Consider the following 21,296-nt stretch of genomic DNA (forward strand, 5'->3'; position numbering starts at 1 on the left):
GGCGGCCATGACCCGGTTCTCCATCGCCTTTGCAATCGCCATCGCCGGCGCGGCCGCCTTCGGCGCCGGCGGCGCATTCGCCGCGGGGGGCGAGAAGCCGGTCGAGCGGGACTACCCGGTGTATCCCCCCGCCCCCGCCGGCCAGTCTCCGGCGGAGGTTGCGGTGAAATCCGCCGGCTGCATGAGTTGCCATGAGAAGACCGACAGCGCGACCATGCACATATCGGGCGCCATCGCGCTCGGCTGCACCGACTGTCATGGCGGCGACGCCGGGGTGTTTCGCGAACCCTCCGCCGCGCCTGGATCGCATGAATATGTCGAGGCGCTGGAGCATGCGCATGTCTTGCCGCGCTACCCGGAAACCTGGCACTGGCCTACTTCCGCGAACCCGAAGCGCAGTTACACGCTGATCAACAAGGAGAGCCCCGAGTATCTGCGCTTCATCAACCCGTCCGACTACCGCGTCGTGCGGGAATCCTGCGGCGCCTGCCATATGCGCGAGATTCAGGCGGCGGAGCGCTCGCTGATGTCGACCGCAGCGATGTTCTGGGGCGGCGCTTCCTACAATAACGGCGTCCTGCCGTTCAAACGCTACGTGCTGGGCGAGGCCTTTACCCGTGATGGAGAGCCGGCGATCGTCGACAGTCCGGTCAAGCTCAACCAAAAGATGATCAACCGTGGCGCACTGCCGAAGCTCTACCCGCTGCCGGCCTGGGAGGTGATCCCCCCCGGCGACGTCTTCCGCGTGTTCGAACGCGGCGGGCGCAACATCGTCACTCAGTTCCCGGAAATCGGCCTGCCCAACGCGCTCGGCCAGCTGCAGCGGCTCGAAGAGCCGGGCCGTCCCGACATCCGCCAGTCCAACCGCGGCCCGGCGACCGGCATCCGCATTGCGATCCCGGTCCTCAACATCCTCAAGACCCGTCTGAACGATCCGCACATGTGGTTCATGGGCACGAATGACCAGCCGGGCGACTATCGGAGCTCCGGCTGCTCGGGCTGCCACGTCCCCTACGCCAACGACCGCGAATGGGTGAGTTCAGGCCAATATGCCAAATATGGCAACAAGGGCCAGACCGCGACGATCGACCCGACCATCAACGGCGAACATTTCCCCGAGATGAAGGGCGAGAAGGGCCATCCGATCCGCCATGCGTTCACCTCGGCGATCCCGACATCGCAGTGCATGTCCTGCCATATGCACCAGCCGAACATGTTCCTGAACACCTATCTCGGCTACACGATGTGGGATTACGAGAGCGACGCGCCGTTGATGTGGCCCGACCGCCAGATCAATCGCCGCGACCGCGACATCGGCCAGCACCGCCGCAAGGAAGAGAAGACGCCGACGCGCTCCTACATGCATCAGGAGGCGCATGCTGAAGAGCCATACGGCCCCTGGGCGCGGATGCGGGAGATACTGAACCGCAATCCCGAAGCCGCGGCGGCGGTCGGCAAATGGGGCGACCTCAATTTCCTCGAAGAGGTCTGGAAGGACGTGAACCCGCGCGCGAACGACACCCAGTTCGCGGACTATCACGGCCACGGTTGGAATTTCCGCGCCGTATTCAAGCGCGACCGGGAGGGCAATCTGCTCGACAAGGCGGGCGGCGTCGTCTCCAACGACGACCCGAAGAGATTCGACAAAGCCGTGCACATGAACTCGATCCACGCCGAAAAGGGTATGCACTGCGTCGATTGCCATTTCAGCCAGGACGGGCACGGCACCGGCTACATCCACGGCGAAGTCGCGCAGGCGGTGCAGATCCGCTGCAAGGACTGCCATGGCACGGTGGACGAGTATCCAACGCTGCGCACCTCCGGCCCCGCGGCGCGCCCGGGCGGCGAGGACCTGACGCTGCTGCGCAATCCGGACGGAAAGCGGCGCTTCGAATGGGTGAACGGTGGTTTGATCCAGCGCTCGATCGTCAATCCCGATCTCGAATGGCGCGTCAGCCTTGTGCGAAGCTCGGTGACGCCCGGCCGCTGGAATTACAACGAGAAATCGGCGCGCGCGAAGTTGATGGCGAAACTCGACGGGCCGAACGACACGAGCATGGACTGGGGGCGGAACGTCCCGAAGTCCAACCGCGCCCATAATGACGAGGAAATCGCCTGTTTCGCCTGTCACACCTCCTGGACCACGTCCTGCGGCGGGTGCCATCTGCCGATCGAGGCGAACTGGAAAACCGAGCACCACCATTACGAGGACGGCCTGGAGACGCGGAACTGGGCCTCCTACAACCCGCAGGTCGCGCGCGACCAGATCTTTCAGCTCGGCAAGCACGGCCCGGTAAAGAGCGGCATCATCGCGCCCATCCGTTCGTCTTCGGCCCTGGTTCTTTCCTCCACCAACATCAACCGGGAGCGGATCTACGTCCAACAGCCCCCGGTCGCCGCCTCCGGCTATTCGAGCCAGGCGTTCGCGCCGCATTTCCCGCACACGGCGCGGACGGAGGAAACGAAAACCTGCACCGACTGCCATATCTCGGAGGAGAACGACAACAACGCGATCATGGCGCAGCTTCTGTTGCAGGGAACCAACTTCATCGATTTCATCGGGCACCACTCCTATATCGGAGAAGTTGGCGGGCTTCAGGCGGTGCGTGTGACCGAGTGGGAGGAGCCGCAGGCGGTCTTCGGCTCCTATCTTCACCGCTACGCATATCCCGACGACTGGCGGATGATGCAGAACCGGAACAAGGAGCTGGCCTGGGACGAGCGCAACATGGTTTCGTCGCAATCCGCGCCGGGCACTGTCAGCTGCCTTCAGCTGCGTGGGGAATATCTCTATGCCGCACAGGGCGACGGCGTGCAGGTCTACGATGTCGCCTCGATCGGCAACAAGGGCGTATCCGACCGGATCCTGACGGCGCCCTTCGGCCCGCTCGGCCACGACGCCCATATCGATACGAAACACGCGACCTGCATCGCCCTGCCCACCGAGCAGCCGATCGCGCCCTTCAAGCAGGAGAAATACGGCGCCGAACTGATGTTCGAAACCAATCTCGAACAGCCGTTCCACCCGCTCTACAAATACGCCTATGTCACCGACGCCGAGGAGGGGCTCATCCTCTTCGACAACGAGACGTTCCAGGACGGCGAGCCGCGCAATAACTTTATCGAGCGCGCCGTCACCTTCAATCCGAACGGAGCGCTGAACGGGGCGAGCTATCTTCTGGTCAGGGGTGAATACGTCTACATCACGACGCCCCGCGCCGTGGTCGTGGTGAATATCGACAAGCCGCTGACCCCACGCCTCGTCGCAGAGATCCCGATGCAGGGCGCGCGCTATCTGGATCATCAGTTCCGCTATCTCTTCGTCACCGACTCGCGCGGGCTCAACGTTATCGACGTGACCAACCAGGAGACGCCGTTCCTCGTTCCGGACGCCTTCGTTCCGATAGCGGACGCGCGCAACCTTCATGTGGCGCGCACCTACGCCTATGTCGCGGCGGGGGCCGAGGGGCTGGTGATCGTGGATGTGAAGAACCCCGAGAAGCCGAAGATCTTCATGAAGGAGAATTTCGGCGGGGCCATGAACGACGCCACCGATATCGTCATCGGCACGACCAACGCCTCGCTCTTCGGCTATGTCGCGGATGGACGGAACGGGCTGAAGGTGCTGCAACTCACCTCGCCTTCCAGCCAGCCGAACTTCTACGGCTTTAGCCCCGAGCCGAAGCCCCAGCTGATCGCCTGGTACGAGACTGACGGCGCCGCCGTCGCGCTCTCAGGGGGGCTGAAGCGCGACCGGGCCGTCGATGAGAACGGCAACCAGATCGCGGTGTTCGGCCGGATTGGCTCTCGTCCGTTCAACGAGCCTGAGCAACGCGCATTCTACCAGAAGGACGGCGCCATCTATCGGGTGAGGGATTAGGCCGGGCGGCCAGCCTAAATCATGCGGGAAAGGACGCCGTCGCGCTTGATGATCGCATGTCTCAGCGCCGCCGCGATATGCAGCGCGACGAGGGCGATAAGGAAATTCCCCACAAGCCCGTGCAACGCGTAGAGCGTCTCGCCGAGCGGCTTGTCGACGCCGATCAGCCCGGGAAGGCGCCAGTTGAAGAATTCGACCGGAAAATCGCTCGCCGCCGTCGCCGTCCAGCCGAGAACCGGCATGACGAGGAGCCCGGCGTATAGAAGGCCATGCGCCGCCGCGCTCAAACGACGCTCCAATCCCGTCAAAGGCGGGTCATAAGCTGGCTTTCCATAATGAAGCCGGGAAACGAGCCGAACCGCCATCGCGACAAAAATCAGGATGCCGAGCGTCTTATGATACTTGAAGATGAGGTTCGTCGCGTCCAGTCCGACGGCGTCCACCATCCCTTCAAATCCAAGATTGCCGAGCGTCACCCCCGCCGCGAGAGCGGCCAGCGTCAAGGCGGCGATCACCCAGTGCAGCCATCGTTGAACGCGCGAATATCGCGGCATCAGCGGCTCCGTTCACCGGTGTTCGGGCGCACAGGCCCTTCAGTCGCGAGCGAGGCTCCCCTCGCCTCTCGCTTTCTCAGATCGCATGTGAAGAGCACGTCGCCATCGTTGAAGAGGTGCACGGTGGTCGGCGGTCGGATCGCTTCGTCTAACTGGTCGATCGGCTGAAGCGAAAACCCCGCCTTGCCCGAACCAAGGATAATCGGCGCGACAAGAACGTGGAGAAGGTCGACCGCGCCAGCGTCGATGAACCCCGCCAGAGTATCCGCGCCCCCTTCGACCAGCAAACGATCAAGACCGTCGTCGCGCAGCGCGGCGATGATCGCCGCCGGGGCGAAACGCCCGTCGGCGCCAGTGTTGAGCGCGATACCCCGCGCGCCGCGCGGGACCGCCGCGCCGGGGCGAGTGACGCAGATCACGTCCGCAGCGCCGTCGCCCATGATCCGCGCCGTCTCAGGCGCCCGGCCGTCCGGGTCGATCACCACGCGCGTCGGATGGCGGCCATCGACGTGGCGAACGGTCAGCGCGGGATCGTCCGCGATCAGCGTGCCGACGCCGACCAGAACCGCGTCGACCTCTGCGCGGAGCCGATGAAGATGTCTCAGCGCCTCGAACCCCGAGATGTATTTCGAGGCGCCGGTCGCAGTCGCGATCCGCCCATCGAGTGATTGACCGAGTTGCGCTACGACAACCGGCCCCTCTATAGCGAGCGGCGTGAGCGGCGCGGTCGGATTCGTTGCGAGCAGGTTCATCGCGCCGAAGCCTATTCCGCCGGAGTCGGGTTCGCCACGGGCCCGGAAGAAGATTCCGGCGCGCGTGGGATCTGTCGCTGTCGCCAAGGCTGCGCCTTGAACCAGCCGACGAGATAGGCCGTTGCGATCAGCACCGCAAATCCGGTCAGATTGACCAGCCCGCGGGTCCAGACATCTTTGCCGATCACGTCAAGCCACCAGCCGTTGAACCGGCTGAGCGGGATCGACACCATGAAAACCGCCAAAGACTGGGTGCCCACCTTGCGGATCACCGGCACCAGGGCGAGGAACCCGTCACGCGCCAGCCATTTCCGTCGCTCAGCCCCGATCGCCGCCCAGGCGAGCATCAGCAACGCGACGAGATGCGCGATCTGCAGCAAGCCGATCCGCATCGGATGCGCGACGAGGCCGAGCCCCTGCAGTCGCGCAAGCAACCAGGCGTCGAGCGAAGGCGAAATTGCGCGGATCTCATCGACATATGCGTAGGGCGCGGTCAGAATCGCCAGGACCGCCAGCGCACCGATGAGAGCTAGTCCCCGCACCGCCGGCGGCGGAGACCACCCCGTCGTGAGCCGCACGCCGCCTGGCCCGACCGCCGCCCAGGAGAGATAGGCGAGCGCAAGGAAATGCAGGTAGCGCAACGGTCCGATGCCGGATTTTTCGATCAGCGGCGACATGAAATCGCGCGCTTCGGAGATCCGGATTCGCAGGGCCCAGTCTGCTGGCAGATAACCGTCGCCATAGATCTTGAACCAGGCGAAAGGCAGGCTGAACGCAAGATAGACGATCGCCGCGATGACCAGACCGCGCTTCACCGGCGGCGTCGGCAACCACTTCATGACGAGGGCGAATCCAGTGAAAAACACCAGTTGCCAGCCGAATGGATTGAAAAACCAGGTTCCATCACCCCAGGGATTGGACGGCAGCGCAAGGAAGGAGAAGGCGCCGCCAAGCGCAGCCAGCCCCTCGCCCAGCATATGCGTCTCCGCGCCGTCGAGGGCGCGCCGCCAGAGCGCGAGTTGCGCCGCAAACCACAGCGCCGTGACGACGCCGAACACCGCATATGTCCCGCCGAACCGGTGCGCCAGCATGACGACCGGGATCATCGCGAGGATCACGAGATACATCGGAAGGATATCGAAGAGACCCGGCACATAGGTGAGCGTGAACAGCCCGACCAACGCGACCTTCGTATGGTGAAACAGGCCCGAAACCGGCCACCAATCGGCATAGACGGCGCCCTCAGGCCCGAGTCCCGTTCGATCCAGCATCACCATCAGCAGCGCGGTCGCGAAGAATACGCCAATATGCGCCCAATAGACCTGCCAGACCCTGTAAGCGACGCGCGCCGCGCCAAGCGCCCAGCTTCGCTCGGCGAAAACCGCCCCGAAAGCGAGCGCGGACGCCATCCCCGAGCAGAAGACGAAGATCTCGGTCGCATCAGAGAAGCCGAAGCGCGCCGGAATCCACAGGGTCCAAGTATTGCCCGGGGTATGCGCAAGCAGAATGATGAACATCGCGAGTCCGCGAAAGAAATCCAGCCGCAGGTCTCGCGGCCTCCTGCCGTCCGCGGTCATTTCAAATCCTCTCGCCACGCGCGCCGGTCCTTTCCTCCAATGCGAAACCCTTTCTACAGGGGAAATGCGGCCCCTGCGCGGCCATCAGCCATCGCTTCACCCATAAGTGAGGACCTCCGCGCCGCTCGCACACAAGCCGGTGATCGCGTATTCCGCAGGAGAACGAACCGGTTCATAGATAGTTCCGGCCCTGGTCCGGATCAAATCCATGCACCGAACGCCCCTTGTCGTGGCGCTGCTCGCCCTTGCCCTGATCGCGACATTCGCCTTTCGCGAGAAGGGCGCCGCATTCGCGATCGCGGCGTTGATCGGCGGCGGCGCCGGCTTCGCGCTCTATCACGCCAGTTTCGGCTTCACGGCGGCATGGCGTCAGGCGGTGCGGGAGCGACGCGGCGGCGGGCTTCGCGCGCAAATGCTGCTGATCGGCCTCACCTGCCTCGTCGCCTTTCCGTTGCTCGCCTGGGGCGGGCTGATCGGGCTGGAGGCGCGTGGGTATATCCTGCCGATGGGCGTTTCCTCCGCCATCGGGGCTTTCGCTTTCGGGATCGGAATGCAGCTTGCCGGCGGCTGCGCCTCGGGCACGCTGTTCACCACTGGCGGCGGCTCCGTGCGGATGGCGCTCGTTCTCGTCTTCTTCATCGCCGGATCGTTTTTCGCCACAATGCACTGGGCGTTCTGGACTGCGCCGGCGACGCCCGACGCGCACCCCGCGCTCGCCATCGCGAAATCCGTGCTCACAGCGCGGCTGAACGACAATCGCGGCGTCTCGCTGATCGCGGAGTTTGGCGCGCTGGGCGCGATGGCGCTGACCGGCGCGGCGCTCGCCGCCATTGCGCTCATCTCCGCCATCGTCGAGCGACGCGCGCATGGCGCGCTGGCGCCCTCGCGGACGACGAAGGACCTTCTTCGCGGCCCGTGGTCGCCGCGCCTCGGCGCCGTCGCCCTGGCGCTGGTCGGCATCGGCGCGCTGCTCTCCCTCGGCCAGCCTTGGGGCGTCACCTCCGGATTCGCACTCTGGGGCGCGAAGATCGCGCTCGCGCTCGATTTCGACGTCATCGCTTCACCCTATTGGTCCGGCTGGCGGGTCGGGCAGTTACAGCAATCAGCCTTCGCCAACGGCGTATCGGTGATGAATTTCGGGATTATTGCGGGGGCGATGGCGGCGGCGGCCTTGGCCGGGAAATGGGCGCCGGCCTTCACGCTTTCCACGCGCGATATCGTCACCGCGATCATCGGCGGGTTGATGATGGGCTATGGCGCGCGTCTCGCATATGGTTGCAATATCGGCGCGTATCTCGGCGGGCTGGTCTCGGGCTCGCTCCACGGCTGGTGGTGGCTCATCTGGGGCTTCGCCGGCTCATGCGTCGGAACCGGACTTCGGGCGCGGCTGTCGATCGACTCGCCGCTCGCACCCGGACACGCATAGGGAGGACACACCACATGCGCATACTTCTGATCGCCTCCGCGCTATTCGCAACCGCCGCCGTCTCCAGTCCTGTAGAGCGCGACGGCTGGGTCGTCATGGAGACCCGCTACTCCTATCAGGAGCTTATTGATCGGGTAAAATCCGCCGCAAGGGCCAACAAAATGGGCGTCGTCACCGAAGCCGGCCCGACCGAGGCCGCCGCCGCCCGCGGCGTCACGATTCCGGGGAACCGGGTGATCGGCGTCTACAATAATATTTTTGCAGTAAGGATGCTCGAAGCGTCGGAATCCGCGATGATCGAAGCCCCGATCCGGTTCTATGTCACGGAACAGGAGGATGGGACCGCTACGCTGAGCTACAAGACGCCGAGCTTCATCTTCTCGCATTACGCGCTGGAAAGCCCGGAGGTGATGAGAATCGCGCTCGACCTCGACCCGATCTTCGAATCCATCGCAAAGACGGCGGCGGAATGAGCGACGGCCCCTACCCCGCTATCTTCTTCAGATCCGCCGCCGAGAAACGCTCGATTCCCTGCGCGTAGTTCAGCGCGTTGATGTGATAGAAACGCGCGTTCATCAGGTTCGCCGCCCTGTTATCGCGAGTCTTCACCAGTTTCGCGGGCACCCCGGCGATGATCGAGTTTTCCGGAAATTCGGCGCCTTCCGAAACGATCGCGTGGCCGGCCACGATGGAGTTGGCGCCGATCTTCGCGCTATCCATCACCGTCGCCCCGATACCGATCAGGCACCGGTCGCCGATCTCGCAGCCATGGAGAACGACCCGGTGAGTGATCGAGCAATCCGCGCCGATGATCGTCGGGGTGGAATACCCGACATGGACCATGACGTGATCCTGGAGATTGGTGCGGGCGCCGATCCTGATCTCATGCATTTCCGCCCGCGTCACCACATAGGGCCAGACGGAGACCCCGTCCGAAAGCGTCACTCGCCCGTGCAGGAGCGCGGTCGGATGGATGAACGCCGCACGCTCCGCGCCCTTCACGTCGGGGCCGATATGCGGGGTCATCCGACCGCGCCCTTGTCACGCAACGCCGCGACATCGAAGCCGAGTTCCGCCAGCACCTCATCGGTGTGCTGGCCGACCATAGGTGGCGGACGGCGATAGGTTACCGGCGTGGCGGAAAGCTTGGCGGGATTGCCGAGCGTCTCAACATAGCCCTTGCCCGCGACCGGGTGGTCCTGACGGACGCGCGAGCCCCGCTCCAGCGCATGCGGATCGTTGATCGCGTCGGGGATCGTATTCACCGGCCCGACCGGCACGCCGACACCGGTCAACAGCGTCATCCATTCCGCCATCGTTCGCGTCCGGGTGATCTCGCGCATGATCTCGATCAGCGCGTCATGGTTGACGACGCGGGCGGGGTTGGTGGCGAAGCGCGGATCGGCCGAAAGCTCCTCTCGCCCGGCGGCGGCGGCGAATTTGGCGAACTGCCCGTCATTGCCCACGGCGATGATGAACCAGCCGTCGGAGGCGGGGAACGTCTCATAAGGCACAACGGTCGGATGGGCGTTGCCGCGCCGGACGGGCGTCGTCCCCGCCGTCAGATAGTCGAGCCCCTGGTTGATCAGCCAGGAAATCTGCGTATCGAAAAGCGCGAGGTCGATCTGCTGGCCCCGCCCGGTCGCATCCCGCACCCTGAGCGCGGAAAGGATCGACGTCACCGCGTACATACCCGTCATCACGTCGGCGATGCCGACGCCGACCTTGGTCGGTTGACCTTCCGCGTCCCCCGTCACCGACATGATGCCGCCCATGCCCTGGATAAGGAAATCATAGCCGGCGCGCGGCGCGTAGGGGCCGGTCTGCCCGAATCCGGTGATCGAGCAATAGACGAGACCGGGATTGCGCGCGGCGAGGGTTTCGTAGTCCAGCCCCCGGCGTTTCAGGTCGCCGACCTTGAAATTCTCAATCACGACATCGGAGCGCGCGGCGATATCCGCGAGCAGCGCTGCGCCCGCGGGGTTCGCCATATCGACGGCCACGGACCGCTTGTTGCGGTTGGCGCAGAGATAATAGGCGCTCTCGCGCGTATCGTTCCCATCCGCGTCCTTTACGAAGGGCGGTCCCCAGCCGCGCGTGTCGTCCCCCCTGCCCGGCCGCTCGATCTTGATCACGTCGGCGCCGAGGTCGCCAAGCAATTGCGCCGCTGTCGGCCCGGCGAGGATACGACTGAGGTCCAGCACTTTGAGACCGGTCAGCGGCCCGTCCCGAAAATCCCTGTCCAGATCCGTCATGCGATTCCTCCGCTCTTGCGCTTGCCCTCTCGCGGATCGTCACCGCGCCGGCCACTCTCCTTCGCCGAGATCGGCGCCGCGATCAAACGGATATTCGCCGGGGACGCCGCATCCGTTCGATGCGCGGAATCCGCCCATTGGCGGAGCGCGCCGCATCGGCTACTCGTCAGCCATGGAAAGCGAGACGCTGCTTCTCGGACAGACAATCAGCTTCAACGCCGATCCTTTCGACGCGCCGCCCGATGATGCGCTCGTCTGGCGGCGGCGCGGCGGCGTTCTTGTGCGCGCCGGGCGGATCGAGGCGGTGGCGGAAGCGGCGGCGCTGATCGACGCGCATCCCCATGCGGCGCGCGTAAACTGCGGCGATCACATCCTCGCCGCCGGGTTCGTCGATTGCCACAACCACTATTCGCAGACCCGGATCGTCGCGAGTTGGGGCGAGCGCCTGATCGATTGGCTGAACCGCTACACCTTTCCCGAGGAGATGCGATTCGCCGATCCGGCCCACGCCGCGGCCGTCGCCTCAGACTATCTCGATCTGCTGACCGCCAACGGGACAACCGCCGCCGCGACCTATTGCACGATCCATCCCGAAAGCGTCGACGCGCTCTTTTCCGCCGCCGAGGCGCGCGGCATGGCGATCACCGCCGGCAAGGTGATGATGGACCGGAACGCGCCCGCGGGGCTTTGCGACGATGCGCAATCCGGCTTCGATCAGTCGAAGGCGCTGATCGACCGCTGGTCCGGGCGCGGCAGACTGGCCTACGCCGTCACGCCGCGTTTCGCACCGACATCGAGCGAAACGCAACTCGCGGCCGCGGGCGCGCTATGGGCGGAGCATCCGGATCTGTCGATGCAGACCCATCTTTCCGAACAGGTGGAGGAGATCGACTGGGTGCGCCAGCTGTTTCCGGATGATGAGGATTATCTGGCCGTCTATCAGCGACACGGTCTTTGCGGGCCGGGTGCGATCATGGGGCATTCGATCCATCTGACGGCGCGCGAAACGGCGGCGCTGGCCGAAACCGGGGCCGCCGTGGCGCATTGTCCGACATCGAACACGTTCATCGGTTCCGGCCTTTGCGACGTCGCCGGACTGAAGGCGGCGGGGGTCGAGGTCGGCCTCGCGACGGATACCGGCGGCGGCTCGTCATTCTCGATGCTGGCGACGATGAAGGCGGCGTATGAGGTGGCGCAGCTTCGCGGCCGCGCGCTGCATCCGGCGCAGCTCTTCTGGCTGGCGACCGCGGGTTCGGCGCGGGCGATGCGCCGGCCGGCGATCGGCCGGCTCGCCCCGGGCGCCGCGGCGGACATCATCGCGCTCGATCCCGCGGCGACGCCCGTGCTGGCGCAGCGAACGGCGCGGGCCAAAGATATTTTTGACATCCTCTTCGCGCTGGTCATCCTTGGCGACGACCGCGCAATCTCCGAGACATGGATCGCAGGTCACCCTACGAAAGGCTGCTACGCATGAACGAGAAACCCCGCCTACCGCCCGGACAGGGCCTTATCCGCCGGCCGGAGAACTGGCCGATTCTCGGCGAGACCGGGCCGCGCGACGACGACACGCCATGGGCGATCCGGGTCACCGGCGCCGTCGAGCGACCGCTGGAGATCCCGCTGGAGGAACTGATGAGGCGCCCGCGAAAGGACGTCGTTCTCGACATTCACTGCGTCACGCGCTGGTCGAAATACGATCGCAGCTTTTCGGGCTTTCCGCTGATGAAGCTGATCGAGGAAGCGGGGCCGAAGCCGGAGGCGCGCTTCGTGCGCTTCATTTCGCGATCGGAGCGCGCGCACGACACCTCGCTCACATTGCCGCTATGCGAGGAGCTGCAACCCCTCATCACTTTCGACGCCGAGGGCGAGCCGCTCGAGGAGGTCCATGGCGGGCCGGTGCGGATCGTGACGCCGGGACGCTATTTCTACAAATCCGTAAAATGGTTGGAAGAGATCGAACTGCGGGAGGAGAACAAGCTCGGCTATTGGGAGGCGGGACCAGGCTATCACGACAACGCGGATCCCTGGGCGGAAGAGCGCTTCATCACCGGCAATATCCCGCCCGACCTCCGCGAGCGCATGATCGAGCGCAAATCGCTTGGCAAGCGCGATCTGCTCGGCGTCGATTTTTCCGGCGAGGCGCTCGGCGGCCTCGACGCGGCGAAGGCGGTGATCCGGAACTGTCGCTTTGTCGGCGCAAAGCTCCGCTCGGCGGATTTCCGCGAGGCGATGGTCTCGGGCGGCAGCTTCGAGGAGGCGGACATGGTGGACGCGGATTTCCGCGACGCCAACTGCAACGGGACGAGCTTCGTCGGCGCCGATCTGCGCTCGGTCGACTTCTCGGGCGCGCAGGTCTTCGGCGCGCGCTTCGTGGACGAGGATGGCGGACGCGGCGCGATCGTCGACGCGCAGACGCTTCTCTCGCCCGAACAGCTCGCCAGCCTGACCGACGCGAATCGCAGGTATCTCGAAGCGGCGCTCGCAGCGGCCCCCTGACTGGTCCTAGGCGCGCCGGAGCAGCAGATATAGCCCTGCCGTGACCACCGCGATTCCGACCCATTCCGGCGCTGTCGGAATCTCGCCAAGCACCGGCACCGCGAGAAGAGCGGCCGTAGCCGGCACGGTGGCGGAGACGCCGGCCGTTGGCGTCGGGCCGAGATGGCGCGCCGTCAGCGCGAAAAGGACGACGGCGAGGACCCCCGGCCCCAGGCCCTGATACAGCGCCTGAAGAGCGATCATGGACGGCGCGGCCGTCCCCATTGTCGATGGCAGCGCCAGCCACCAGAGCGGCAGGTAGAGCAGCGCGCTTGGCCCGGTGACCACCGCCAACGCCTGGCGCGGCGTGACGCTCCAGAGCCGGACGCCGACAAGGTAGACGGAGAGGACCGCCGACGCGGTCAGAAAGAGCGCGGCGCCGACTATCATGTCGTCGCCGCCACTCATCGCCCCACCGAAACCGAGGAGCGCGCCGCCGACGATGATGATCGTCACCGCGAACAGCCGCCAGCGCCCCGGCCGCTCACCTGCAAGCACAAACATCAGCAGCATTGTGAAAATGGGGATCGAACCGTTGGCGAACACGCCGCCGAACGCCGCGGAGGCGTTCGAAAGGCCCTCGTAAAGCAACAGCGAATAAAGCGCGCCCGGTCCCGACAACGCCAGCACGATCTGCGCGCCAAGCGGCAGATGGAGCGGCCACCATTTGCGCAGGAATGGCAGGATAATCGCACCCGAAACCATGAAGCGCACCGCCGCAACGTCATGAGGCGTAAGGCCGGAGGTGACGCCGGCGCGCGAAATGACGATGAAGCCCGACCAGATCGCAATGACGCCCAGGGCGCTCAACAATCCGATCGTCAGGCTTGGGTCGCGCACGTTCTACGCTCTCAATTCGGATGCGAGTTCACGATGCCGGCGAAGGGCGCCGCCATAATCGAAACTCACGACGCGGCCGTCCCGCACGACGGCCCTGCCCTCGACGTAAACATGGCGCGCGCGCACCGGCGCGCAGAGCACCAGCGCGGCGACCGGGTCCCATGCGCCGGCCGCGCCGTCGTAATCGGTCGGCCAGACGACGAAATCCGCGCGCTTGCCCGGCGCCAGCGAGCCGAGATCGTCGCGTCCCAGAACCGATGCGCCGCCGGCCGTCGCGAGGCTGAGAGCCTCTCGCGTCTTCAGCGCCTCCGCGCCGTTGGCGACGCGTTGCAACAGCATCGCCTGGCGCGCTTCGGCCATGAGATCCGCGCTGTCATTCGACGCCGAACCATCCACACCCAACCCGACCCTGACCCCCGCGTCGAGCATCGCCCGAACCGGCGCGATTCCGCTCCCGAGCCGACAATTCGAGCATGGGCAATGCGCAACGCCGGTTTCGCTGTGAGCGAAGAGCCTGATCTCATCCGCATCCAGCTTCACGCAATGCGCGTGCCAGACATCCGCGCCGATCCAGCCCAGATCTTCCGCGTATTGACCAGGCCGGCAGCCGAACCTCTCCAGCGAATAAGCCACGTCCTCGGCGTTCTCGGCGAGATGAGTGTGGAGCATCACTCCCTTTTCCCGGGCGAGCGCCGCGGCGTCGCGCATCAGATCGCGGCTCACCGAGAACGGCGAACAGGGCGCAAGGCCGACACGGAGCATCGCGCCCGGCGTCGAGTCGTGAAACGCGTCCACCACGCGGGCGCTGTCCCTGAGGATCGCCGCCTCGCTCTCGACCAGCGCATCCGGCGGCAAGCCCCCGTCGCTCTCACCGATGGACATCGCGCCACGCGTCGCATGCAGGCGAATCCCGGTTTCGCGCGCCGCGTCGATCGCGTCGTCCAGCCGCGCGCCATTTGGAAAGAGATAGAGATGGTCCGCCACTGTCGTCGCACCGGAAAGCGCCAGTTCTCCAAGACCGACAAGCGTGGAGACCCGGATATGCTCCGGCCCCAACCGCGCCCAGATCGGATAGAGCGCGCGCAACCAACCGAAAAGCGGCGCATCGACGCCGGCGGGAACGGCGCGGGTGAAGTTCTGAAAGAGATGATGATGGGTGTTGACGAGTCCTGGCGTCACGACGCCGCCATGCGCCTCGACAATCTCGTCGGCGTCGGTCGGCAGGTCCGCCGCCGGCCCGACCTTCTCGATCACGCCGTCGCGGGCGAAAAGCCCGCCATCCGCGATTTCTCCGGCCATCCCTTCCGACACCAGGGCGGCCGCGCCGCGGAGCAGCAGGGTGACCACTATTTCGTTCCGAACATCCGGTCGCCGGCGTCGCCGAGGCCGGGCACGATATAACCGTGATCGTTAAGATGACTGTCGACCGCGGCGGTGTAGATGCGCACGTCCGGATGCGCCTGCGCCATCTTCGCCACGCCTTCCGGCGCCGCAAGCAGGCAGATGAACCGCACATCTTTCGCCCCCGCTCGCTTCACATTGTCAATGGCCGCGATGGCGGAATTCGCGGTCGCCAGCATCGGATCGACCAGCACAACCGGGCGCGCGCCAAGTTCGCCAGGCAGCTTCTTGTAATACTCCACCGGATGCAGCGTCTCCGGATCGCGATAGAGCCCGATGAAACCGACGCGGGCGCCCGGCACCAGTTCCAGAAGCCCGTCGAGCAATCCGTTGCCCGCCCGCAGGATCGAGACGAAGACGAGCTTCTTTCCCTCCAGAACCGGCGCGTCCATCGCCTCCATCGGCGTCTCCACCCTGCGCGTCGTCAGCGGTAGATCGCGCAGCGCCTCATAAGCGAGGAATTGGCTGATCTCCCGCAGAAGCCGACGGAACTTCGCCGTCGAGCACTCCTTGTCCCGCATCAGCGAGAGTTTGTGTTGCACAAGCGGGTGATCGACCAGGGTCAGGGTGTCGCTCATGACGGCGTCCTCATGCTTCGGGTTGGCGTTCACGCCGGGCGAGCCGGGCGGCGAGTGAAGTCTTCAGCGCCGGCTCGCAAAAGGCGGCGTCGAGCGCGGCGCGATTGAAAGCGGCGAATTCTGGTTCTCCGTATCCGAACGCCGCCTCCAGCCCAAGATATTCGTCGCTGATCGTGGTGTGGAAGAACGGCGGATCGTCGGTCGATACGGTAACCGCGCAACCGGCGCGGCGCAGCGCGTCGATCGGATGCGAGGCGAAATCGGGATAGAGGCCGAGCGCGATGTTGGAGCCGGGGCAGAGCTCCAGCGCTATCGCCTCTTCGGCGAGACGGCGCACGAGCTCCGGATTCTCCACCGCGCGGACGCCGTGACCGAGCCGCTCGACATGGAGCAAATCGAGCGTGTCCCGAACGTTTTGCGGCCCGCAAAATTCGCCCGCATGGGCCGTGAGGCGGAAGCCAGCCTCCGCCATCTCCGCGAACGGACGGATGAAATCGGCGGCGGTGAACCGCCGCTCATCGCCCGCCAGCCCGAACCCACGCATCCGCCCGCGCGGCGCCGCCAGAACCGTCCGCACCGCCTCCAGCGCCTTTTCCGGGCCGTGATGCCGGATGACGACGGGAATTAGGCGGCAGACGATCCCATGGCTGGCTTCCGCCGCGTTCGCCCCCTCCTCTATCGCCGCTAACATCGTCAGCCATTCGGCACTGGTGAAACCGAGCGAGGGCGGGGAGATGAAGATCTCCGTGTAGATCACGCCGTGCGCCGCCTGTTCGGCCAGCACCGCCTCCGCCAGTTCGCGATAGGTTTCAGGTTTCGCGAAAACACGCGACATGCGTTCATAAGCCACAAGAAAACTGGTGAAATCCGAGGCCGCATACCGGCCCGCCGCGTCGAAAAGCCCGTCGAGCGGGATCGCCTGCGCCGCGCCGAGCCGGCGCACCAGCGCCGGGGGCGCGGCGCCCTCAAGATGAAGGTGCAACTCCAGCTTCGGGAATGCCCGCCAATCGGTCAAAAAAGGCTCCGTCCATATGCGCTTGGCCCGAGTCCGAGCCATGCGGCCGCCGTCGCGCCAATATCGGCGAAATCGCAGAATTCCGGGGCGCGCAGCGCGGCGCCCGGCGCGGCGAACAACGCCGGCGTCCGCTCGCGCGTGTGGTCGGTTCCGCGCCAGGTCGGATCGTTCCCATGATCGGCGGTGATGATCAGCAGGTCGCCGGGACGAAGCCGGCGGAACGCCTCCGGCAGGCGCGCATCGAACGCCTCCAATGCGCGGGCATATCCGGCGACATCGCGCAAATGGCCGTAAAGACTATCGAATTCGACAAAATTCGCGAAGACCAGATCGCCGTCCGCGGCATTGTCCATCGCGGCGAGCGTCTCGTCGAACAGCGCCATGTCGTCCGGCCCTTTGCGGGTCTCACTGATCGCACGATGCGCAAAGATATCGGCGATCTTGCCGACGCCGATCACCCGCCCGCCAGACGCGGCGACCCGGTCGCAGAGTGTCTCGCGATGCGGAGGCGACGCATAATCTCGACGGTTCGGCGTGCGGCGGAAGCCCGTCGCCCCATCGCCAAGAAATGGCCTGGCGATGACCCGTCCGATGTTCAGCGGATCACACAGTTCCCGTGCGATCTCACATGTCCGATAAAGTCGTTCAAGCCCGAACCTTTTCTCGTGCGCGGCGATCTGCATGACGCTGTCGGCGGAGGTGTAGATGATTGGCCGGCCCGTCGCCAGATGCTCCTCGCCGTGCGCGCGAATGATCTCCACGCCGTTGGAATGAGCCAGGCCGAGCGCGCCCGGCAGGTCAGCCCGCGCGCAGAGCGCGGCGATGAGATCGGGCGGAAAGACAGGGGGTTCGGTCGAAAAATAGCCCCAGTCGAAATCGACCGGCGCGCCCGCGATCTCCCAATGGCCCGAGGGCGTGTCCTTGCCGCGCGACCACTCCCGCGCCGCCGCCCAGGCGCCGCCCGAACCGCCGAGACCGGGCGGCGTGCGCCCTGTCGCCGCGCGCGCGGCCGCGCCGAGGCCCAGGGCGTCGAGATGCGGCAGATTGAGCGGGCCCTCGCGCCCCTCATCCGCCCGCGCGTCTGCGCAGGCGGCGGCGATATGGCCAAGCGTGTCGGCGCCCTCGTCGCCGAAATCCGCTGCGTCCGGGGCGCCGCCGATTCCCACCGAGTCCATTACAAGAAGAAAGACCCGGTTCACGGCGCAATCCTCGCGAGCACCGGGTCCTCCTGTTGCGGCGCCGCTTCGCCGATCTCGTACGCGGCGACAAGCGCCGTCGCCGCGGCCTCCGCCGCCGCAGCGCTTGAGGCGTGGACCCGACCGAGCGGCGCGTTCGGCCCTACGGCCGCGCCCGTTCCGGCAAGCCTGTCGAAGCCGACCGCGGGGTCGATCCTGTCCATCGCCCGGCGCCGCCCACCACCGAGGTCGATGACCGCCAACCCGACCGCGCGCCCGTCGATCGCGCGCACGAAACCCGGCGCCGGGGCGAACACATCGCGGATGACCGTCGCGGCGGGAAGATGCTCGGCCCAATGCTCCATGACATCCGCCGGGCCGCCGAGCGCGGCGACCATGCGCCCGAACCGCTCCGCCGCCCGCCCATCCTGAAGCGCGGCGGCGATCTTTCCGCTGCCCGCCCCCGCGTCCGTCGCAAGCCCCGCGAGCGTCAGCACCTCGCCGCCAAGCGCGATGGTTACATCCCAGAGCCGCGCGTCGACCTCATGCCCGGAGAGAAGAGCGCAGGCGTTCGCGACCTCGAGCGCATTCCCAGCCGCGCTCGCCAGCGGCTCGTTCATGTCAGTGATGAGCGCCGCGGCCCGGCAGCCGGCCCCGTTGGCGACATCGACGAGCGCGCTCGCCAGCGCCTCGGCCTCCTCCCGCTTGGCCATGAAGGCGCCTGAGCCGCACTTGACGTCCAACACCAGCGCGTCCAGCCCGGCGGCGAGCTTCTTCGAAAGAATCGACGCCGTGATCAGATCAAGCGATTCGACCGTTCCGGATTCATCCCTGACCGCATAGAGCCGCCGGTCGGCGGGGGCGAGATCATCGGTCTGGCCGATGATCGCCGCACCCGCCCCGCGCACCGTATCGCGAAACCGGGTGGCGCCCGGCGCCACGTCATAACCCGGGATCGACGCCAGCTTGTCGAGCGTGCCGCCAGTATGGCCCAGCCCGCGCCCGGACACCATCGGAACGAAGGCCCCACACGCGGCGAGCGCGGGGGCGAGGGTCAGGCTCACGTTATCGCCAACGCCGCCGGTCGAATGCTTGTCCACGACCGGACCGGGCAGGTCCCAGCGCATCACCTCGCCGCTGTCGCGCATCGCCTCGGTCAGTGCGACGCGCTCCGCGCGCCCCAAGCCGTTCAGACAAACCGCCATGGCGAAGGCGCCCGCCTGCGCGTCGGTCACGGCGCCGGAAACGAGTCCGGAGACCAGCACGCCGATCTCTTCCGCCGCGAGCTCTCCGCCCATGCGCTTTTTCGCGATGATCTCTTGCGGGCGCATCAGCCGCTCTCGGCTTGCGTCTCTTCATCCACGCCGTCCAGCGTCGCAACCAGCGCGTCGAGAAGGCCGGAAGCGCCGATGCGAAATGTCTCCGGCGTCGCCCAGCTTTCACCCATCACTTCGTCCGCAAGATCGAGATAATTGGCCGCGTCGGTGGACTTGCTCACGCCCCCCGACGGTTTCAGCCCCGCCTGAGCCTCGGAGTCCCGGATCGCCTCCAGCATCGTCCTTGCGGCGCGGAGCGTCGCGCTGACGGGGGTCTTGCCCGTCGACGTCTTGAGGAAATCCGCCCCGCCTTCGAGCGCGAGTTCGGCGGCGCGCCGGACAGCCTCCTCCCTCTCAAGAACGCCGGTTTCCAGAATCGCCTTCACCAGAACGCCGCGCCCGGCGGCGCGCCTGACACGCTTCACCAGGGTGATGACGCGTTCCTCCCGTCCCTCCAGAAACGCCTTGTAGGGGATCACCATGTCGATCTCGCCTGCGCCCGCCTCGACCGCGGTTTCGGTAAGGTCGGCGATTTCGCCCGGATCATCGTCGCCGGCGGGAAAATTGACCACGGTGGCGATCCGAACGCCCTGATGAGCGAGCAGCCGATGCGCCTCGCCCACGAAACGCGGCCAGACGCAGACGGCCGCGACATTTCCATGCGCGGTGATCGCGCGGCGCGCCAGCGTCTGGATCGCCGCCTCGTCGCAATCATGTTCGAGATTGGTGAGGTCGAGCGAATGAAGCGCCCGCAGCGCCGCCTTGCGAAGCCCGATCTCATCGTCTTCAACCATTCGCGTAGCTCCCGACAAATGCGCGGATGAGGGCGCGGAATCGATCTTCTGCCTTCGCCGCCTCGGATTTCGTCTCATCATGGCTGAGCGCCGCTCCGGTCATCCCGGCGGCGTAATTCGTGATCACCGAAACCGCAACGACGGGAAGACCGATATGCCGGGCGATAATGCACTCCGGAGCAGTAGACATGCCCACCGCATCGGCGCCGAGCTTGCGGATGGCCGCGATCTCCGCCGGAGTTTCGAAAGAGGGGCCGGAGAACCAGGCGTAGACTCCTTCGAAAAGCTCTAGTTCGGCTTCCTCCGCCCACCATTTCAGGCGGAGACGCAGAGTATCGTCATACGCGTTGACCATGGATACGAAGCGGTCGTCGCCCTCGACGCCGATCAGCGGATCGCGTCCTGAAAAATTGATGTGATCCCGGATCGCCATCAGCGCGCCGGGCGGAATCTCCTTGCGCGTCGAGCCGGCGGCGTTGGTCAGAAACGCCAGCTCCGCGCCGAGCGCCTTGAAACATTCGAGGACGGGGCGCATCGCCGCCGCATCGCCGCCCTCATAGTAGTGCTTGCGCCCGGAGAGCATGGCGACCTCGATACCCTCAAGCCGACCCAGCGTGAGCGCGCCGGCATGGCCGCTGACGCCGGAGACCGGAAAGCCGGGAAGGTCCCCGAATTCGAACCGCGTCGCGCCCTCCAGCTCATCCGCCATCGCGCCGAGGCCAGAGCCGAGAACGAGGCCCATCCGCACCGGCGTCCGGGCTTTCGCGCGAATAATATCGGCGGCTGCGGTCATGCTTCCCCATCCAGGCTGAACGCCTCCGGCAGCAGCGCGCCGAGGGTCCAGCGCCCGCGCTCGCCCGCCGGCCCGGCAGAAATGACCGGCGTATCGGCGGCCGCGAATTCGGCGAGCTTTTGCCGACATCCCCCGCAGGGCGTGCAGGGGCGCGCGCTGTCGGCCCAGACGCATATTTCCGCGATTCTGGTCTCTCCCGCCATGACCATGGCCGAGATCGCGCTTGGTTCGGCGCACCAGCCCTGCGGATAGGCGGCGTTCTCGATGTTGCAGCCTGCGTAGACGGCCCCCGACGCCGCCCTAATCGCGGCGCCGACGCGGAACCGCGAATAAGGTGCGTGGGCGCGCGCGGCGGCTGAACTGGCGGCCGCAATCAGATCGGCGGACATCGGCTTTCGGGCTCCC

The 21,296-nt window shown here is 66.0% G+C and carries 19 protein-coding genes; 5 read left to right on the forward strand and 14 right to left on the reverse strand.

Going from position 1 to position 21,296, the window contains the following annotated elements; translation table 11 throughout:
- Positions 1-7: 7 nt before the first annotated feature.
- On the forward strand, positions 8-3,880 hold the full coding sequence (locus G5B40_RS04645) for a hypothetical protein (RefSeq protein ID WP_165095634.1): 3,873 nt from the start codon (positions 8-10) through the stop codon (positions 3,878-3,880).
- Positions 3,881-3,894: 14 nt separating this feature from the next.
- Here G5B40_RS04645 and G5B40_RS04650 read toward each other — a convergent pair whose 3' ends face one another.
- Genes G5B40_RS04650 through G5B40_RS04660 form a run of 3 tightly spaced genes read right to left on the reverse strand, consistent with a single transcriptional unit; the run spans position 3,895 to position 6,763 of the window.
- A complete protein-coding gene (locus tag G5B40_RS04650) occupies positions 3,895-4,434 on the reverse strand; it encodes a cytochrome b (RefSeq protein WP_165095637.1) in 540 nt (179 codons plus the stop codon).
- Entirely contained in the window at positions 4,434-5,186 is a 753-nt protein-coding gene (locus tag G5B40_RS04655) for a RibD family protein (protein ID WP_165095640.1), read from the reverse strand. Before G5B40_RS04655 ends, G5B40_RS04650 begins: the two co-directional genes overlap by 1 nt.
- An 11-nt stretch (positions 5,187-5,197) precedes the next feature.
- A complete protein-coding gene (locus G5B40_RS04660) occupies positions 5,198-6,763 on the reverse strand; it encodes an OpgC family protein (protein ID WP_165095643.1) in 1,566 nt (521 codons plus the stop codon).
- Positions 6,764-6,971: 208 nt separating this feature from the next.
- Here G5B40_RS04660 and G5B40_RS04665 point away from each other — a divergent pair, with 208 nt between their 5' ends.
- Together G5B40_RS04665 and G5B40_RS04670 are read left to right on the forward strand one after the other, a co-directional pair.
- Positions 6,972-8,189, forward strand: a complete 1,218-nt coding sequence (locus G5B40_RS04665) for a YeeE/YedE family protein (RefSeq protein WP_165095646.1) — start codon at positions 6,972-6,974, stop codon at positions 8,187-8,189.
- 14 nt (positions 8,190-8,203) lie between these two features.
- The gene (locus G5B40_RS04670) at positions 8,204-8,662 is read left to right on the forward strand and encodes a DUF302 domain-containing protein (RefSeq protein WP_165095648.1); all 459 of its coding nucleotides are present in this window, start codon (positions 8,204-8,206) and stop codon (positions 8,660-8,662) included.
- A 10-nt stretch (positions 8,663-8,672) separates the two neighbouring features.
- On the opposite strand, the gene G5B40_RS04675 is transcribed toward G5B40_RS04670, so the two are convergent.
- Both G5B40_RS04675 and G5B40_RS04680 read right to left on the reverse strand, forming a co-directional pair.
- Positions 8,673-9,215 (reverse strand): gamma carbonic anhydrase family protein, encoded by a 543-nt coding sequence (locus G5B40_RS04675; protein ID WP_165095651.1) that lies wholly within the window; start codon positions 9,213-9,215, stop codon positions 8,673-8,675.
- On the reverse strand, positions 9,212-10,444 hold the full coding sequence (locus G5B40_RS04680) for a CaiB/BaiF CoA transferase family protein (protein ID WP_165095654.1): 1,233 nt from the start codon (positions 10,442-10,444) through the stop codon (positions 9,212-9,214). The genes G5B40_RS04675 and G5B40_RS04680 overlap by 4 nt, the downstream gene beginning before the upstream one ends.
- Positions 10,445-10,616: 172 nt before the next feature.
- Here G5B40_RS04680 and guaD point away from each other — a divergent pair, with 172 nt between their 5' ends.
- Together guaD and G5B40_RS04690 are read left to right on the forward strand one after the other, a co-directional pair.
- On the forward strand, positions 10,617-11,918 hold the full coding sequence (gene guaD / locus G5B40_RS04685; protein WP_165095657.1) for a guanine deaminase: 1,302 nt from the start codon (positions 10,617-10,619) through the stop codon (positions 11,916-11,918).
- On the forward strand, positions 11,915-12,940 hold the full coding sequence (locus G5B40_RS04690; protein ID WP_165095660.1) for a molybdopterin-dependent oxidoreductase: 1,026 nt from the start codon (positions 11,915-11,917) through the stop codon (positions 12,938-12,940). The genes guaD and G5B40_RS04690 overlap by 4 nt, the downstream gene beginning before the upstream one ends.
- Before the next feature lie 6 nt (positions 12,941-12,946).
- Here G5B40_RS04690 and G5B40_RS04695 read toward each other — a convergent pair whose 3' ends face one another.
- The 9 genes from G5B40_RS04695 to G5B40_RS04735 are packed head-to-tail and all read right to left on the reverse strand — an operon-like array spanning position 12,947 to position 21,280.
- Entirely contained in the window at positions 12,947-13,819 is an 873-nt protein-coding gene (locus G5B40_RS04695; protein ID WP_165095662.1) for a DMT family transporter, read from the reverse strand.
- Between the two features lie 3 nt (positions 13,820-13,822).
- Positions 13,823-15,166: an 8-oxoguanine deaminase gene (locus G5B40_RS04700; protein WP_165095665.1), complete on the reverse strand. Its 1,344-nt coding sequence runs from the start codon at positions 15,164-15,166 to the stop codon at positions 13,823-13,825.
- A complete protein-coding gene (gene upp, locus G5B40_RS04705) occupies positions 15,166-15,798 on the reverse strand; it encodes a uracil phosphoribosyltransferase (protein WP_165095668.1) in 633 nt (210 codons plus the stop codon). Before upp ends, G5B40_RS04700 begins: the two co-directional genes overlap by 1 nt.
- Positions 15,799-15,808: 10 nt before the next feature.
- A complete protein-coding gene (add, locus tag G5B40_RS04710; RefSeq protein WP_246209709.1) occupies positions 15,809-16,813 on the reverse strand; it encodes an adenosine deaminase in 1,005 nt (334 codons plus the stop codon).
- Positions 16,810-18,012: a phosphopentomutase gene (locus G5B40_RS04715; protein ID WP_165095673.1), complete on the reverse strand. Its 1,203-nt coding sequence runs from the start codon at positions 18,010-18,012 to the stop codon at positions 16,810-16,812. The genes add and G5B40_RS04715 overlap by 4 nt, the downstream gene beginning before the upstream one ends.
- The gene (deoA, locus tag G5B40_RS04720) at positions 18,009-19,319 is read right to left on the reverse strand and encodes a thymidine phosphorylase (RefSeq protein WP_165095676.1); all 1,311 of its coding nucleotides are present in this window, start codon (positions 19,317-19,319) and stop codon (positions 18,009-18,011) included. Before deoA ends, G5B40_RS04715 begins: the two co-directional genes overlap by 4 nt.
- A complete protein-coding gene (deoC, locus tag G5B40_RS04725; protein ID WP_165095679.1) occupies positions 19,319-20,098 on the reverse strand; it encodes a deoxyribose-phosphate aldolase in 780 nt (259 codons plus the stop codon). The genes deoA and deoC overlap by 1 nt, the downstream gene beginning before the upstream one ends.
- A complete protein-coding gene (locus G5B40_RS04730) occupies positions 20,091-20,891 on the reverse strand; it encodes a purine-nucleoside phosphorylase (protein WP_165095682.1) in 801 nt (266 codons plus the stop codon). The genes deoC and G5B40_RS04730 overlap by 8 nt, the downstream gene beginning before the upstream one ends.
- Positions 20,888-21,280 (reverse strand): cytidine deaminase, encoded by a 393-nt coding sequence (locus tag G5B40_RS04735; RefSeq protein ID WP_165095685.1) that lies wholly within the window; start codon positions 21,278-21,280, stop codon positions 20,888-20,890. Before G5B40_RS04735 ends, G5B40_RS04730 begins: the two co-directional genes overlap by 4 nt.
- Positions 21,281-21,296 lie beyond the last annotated feature (16 nt).

The sequence above is a fragment of the Pikeienuella piscinae genome, assembly GCF_011044155.1.
In the GTDB taxonomy this organism is placed as follows: Bacteria; Pseudomonadota; Alphaproteobacteria; order Rhodobacterales; family Rhodobacteraceae; genus Pikeienuella; species Pikeienuella piscinae.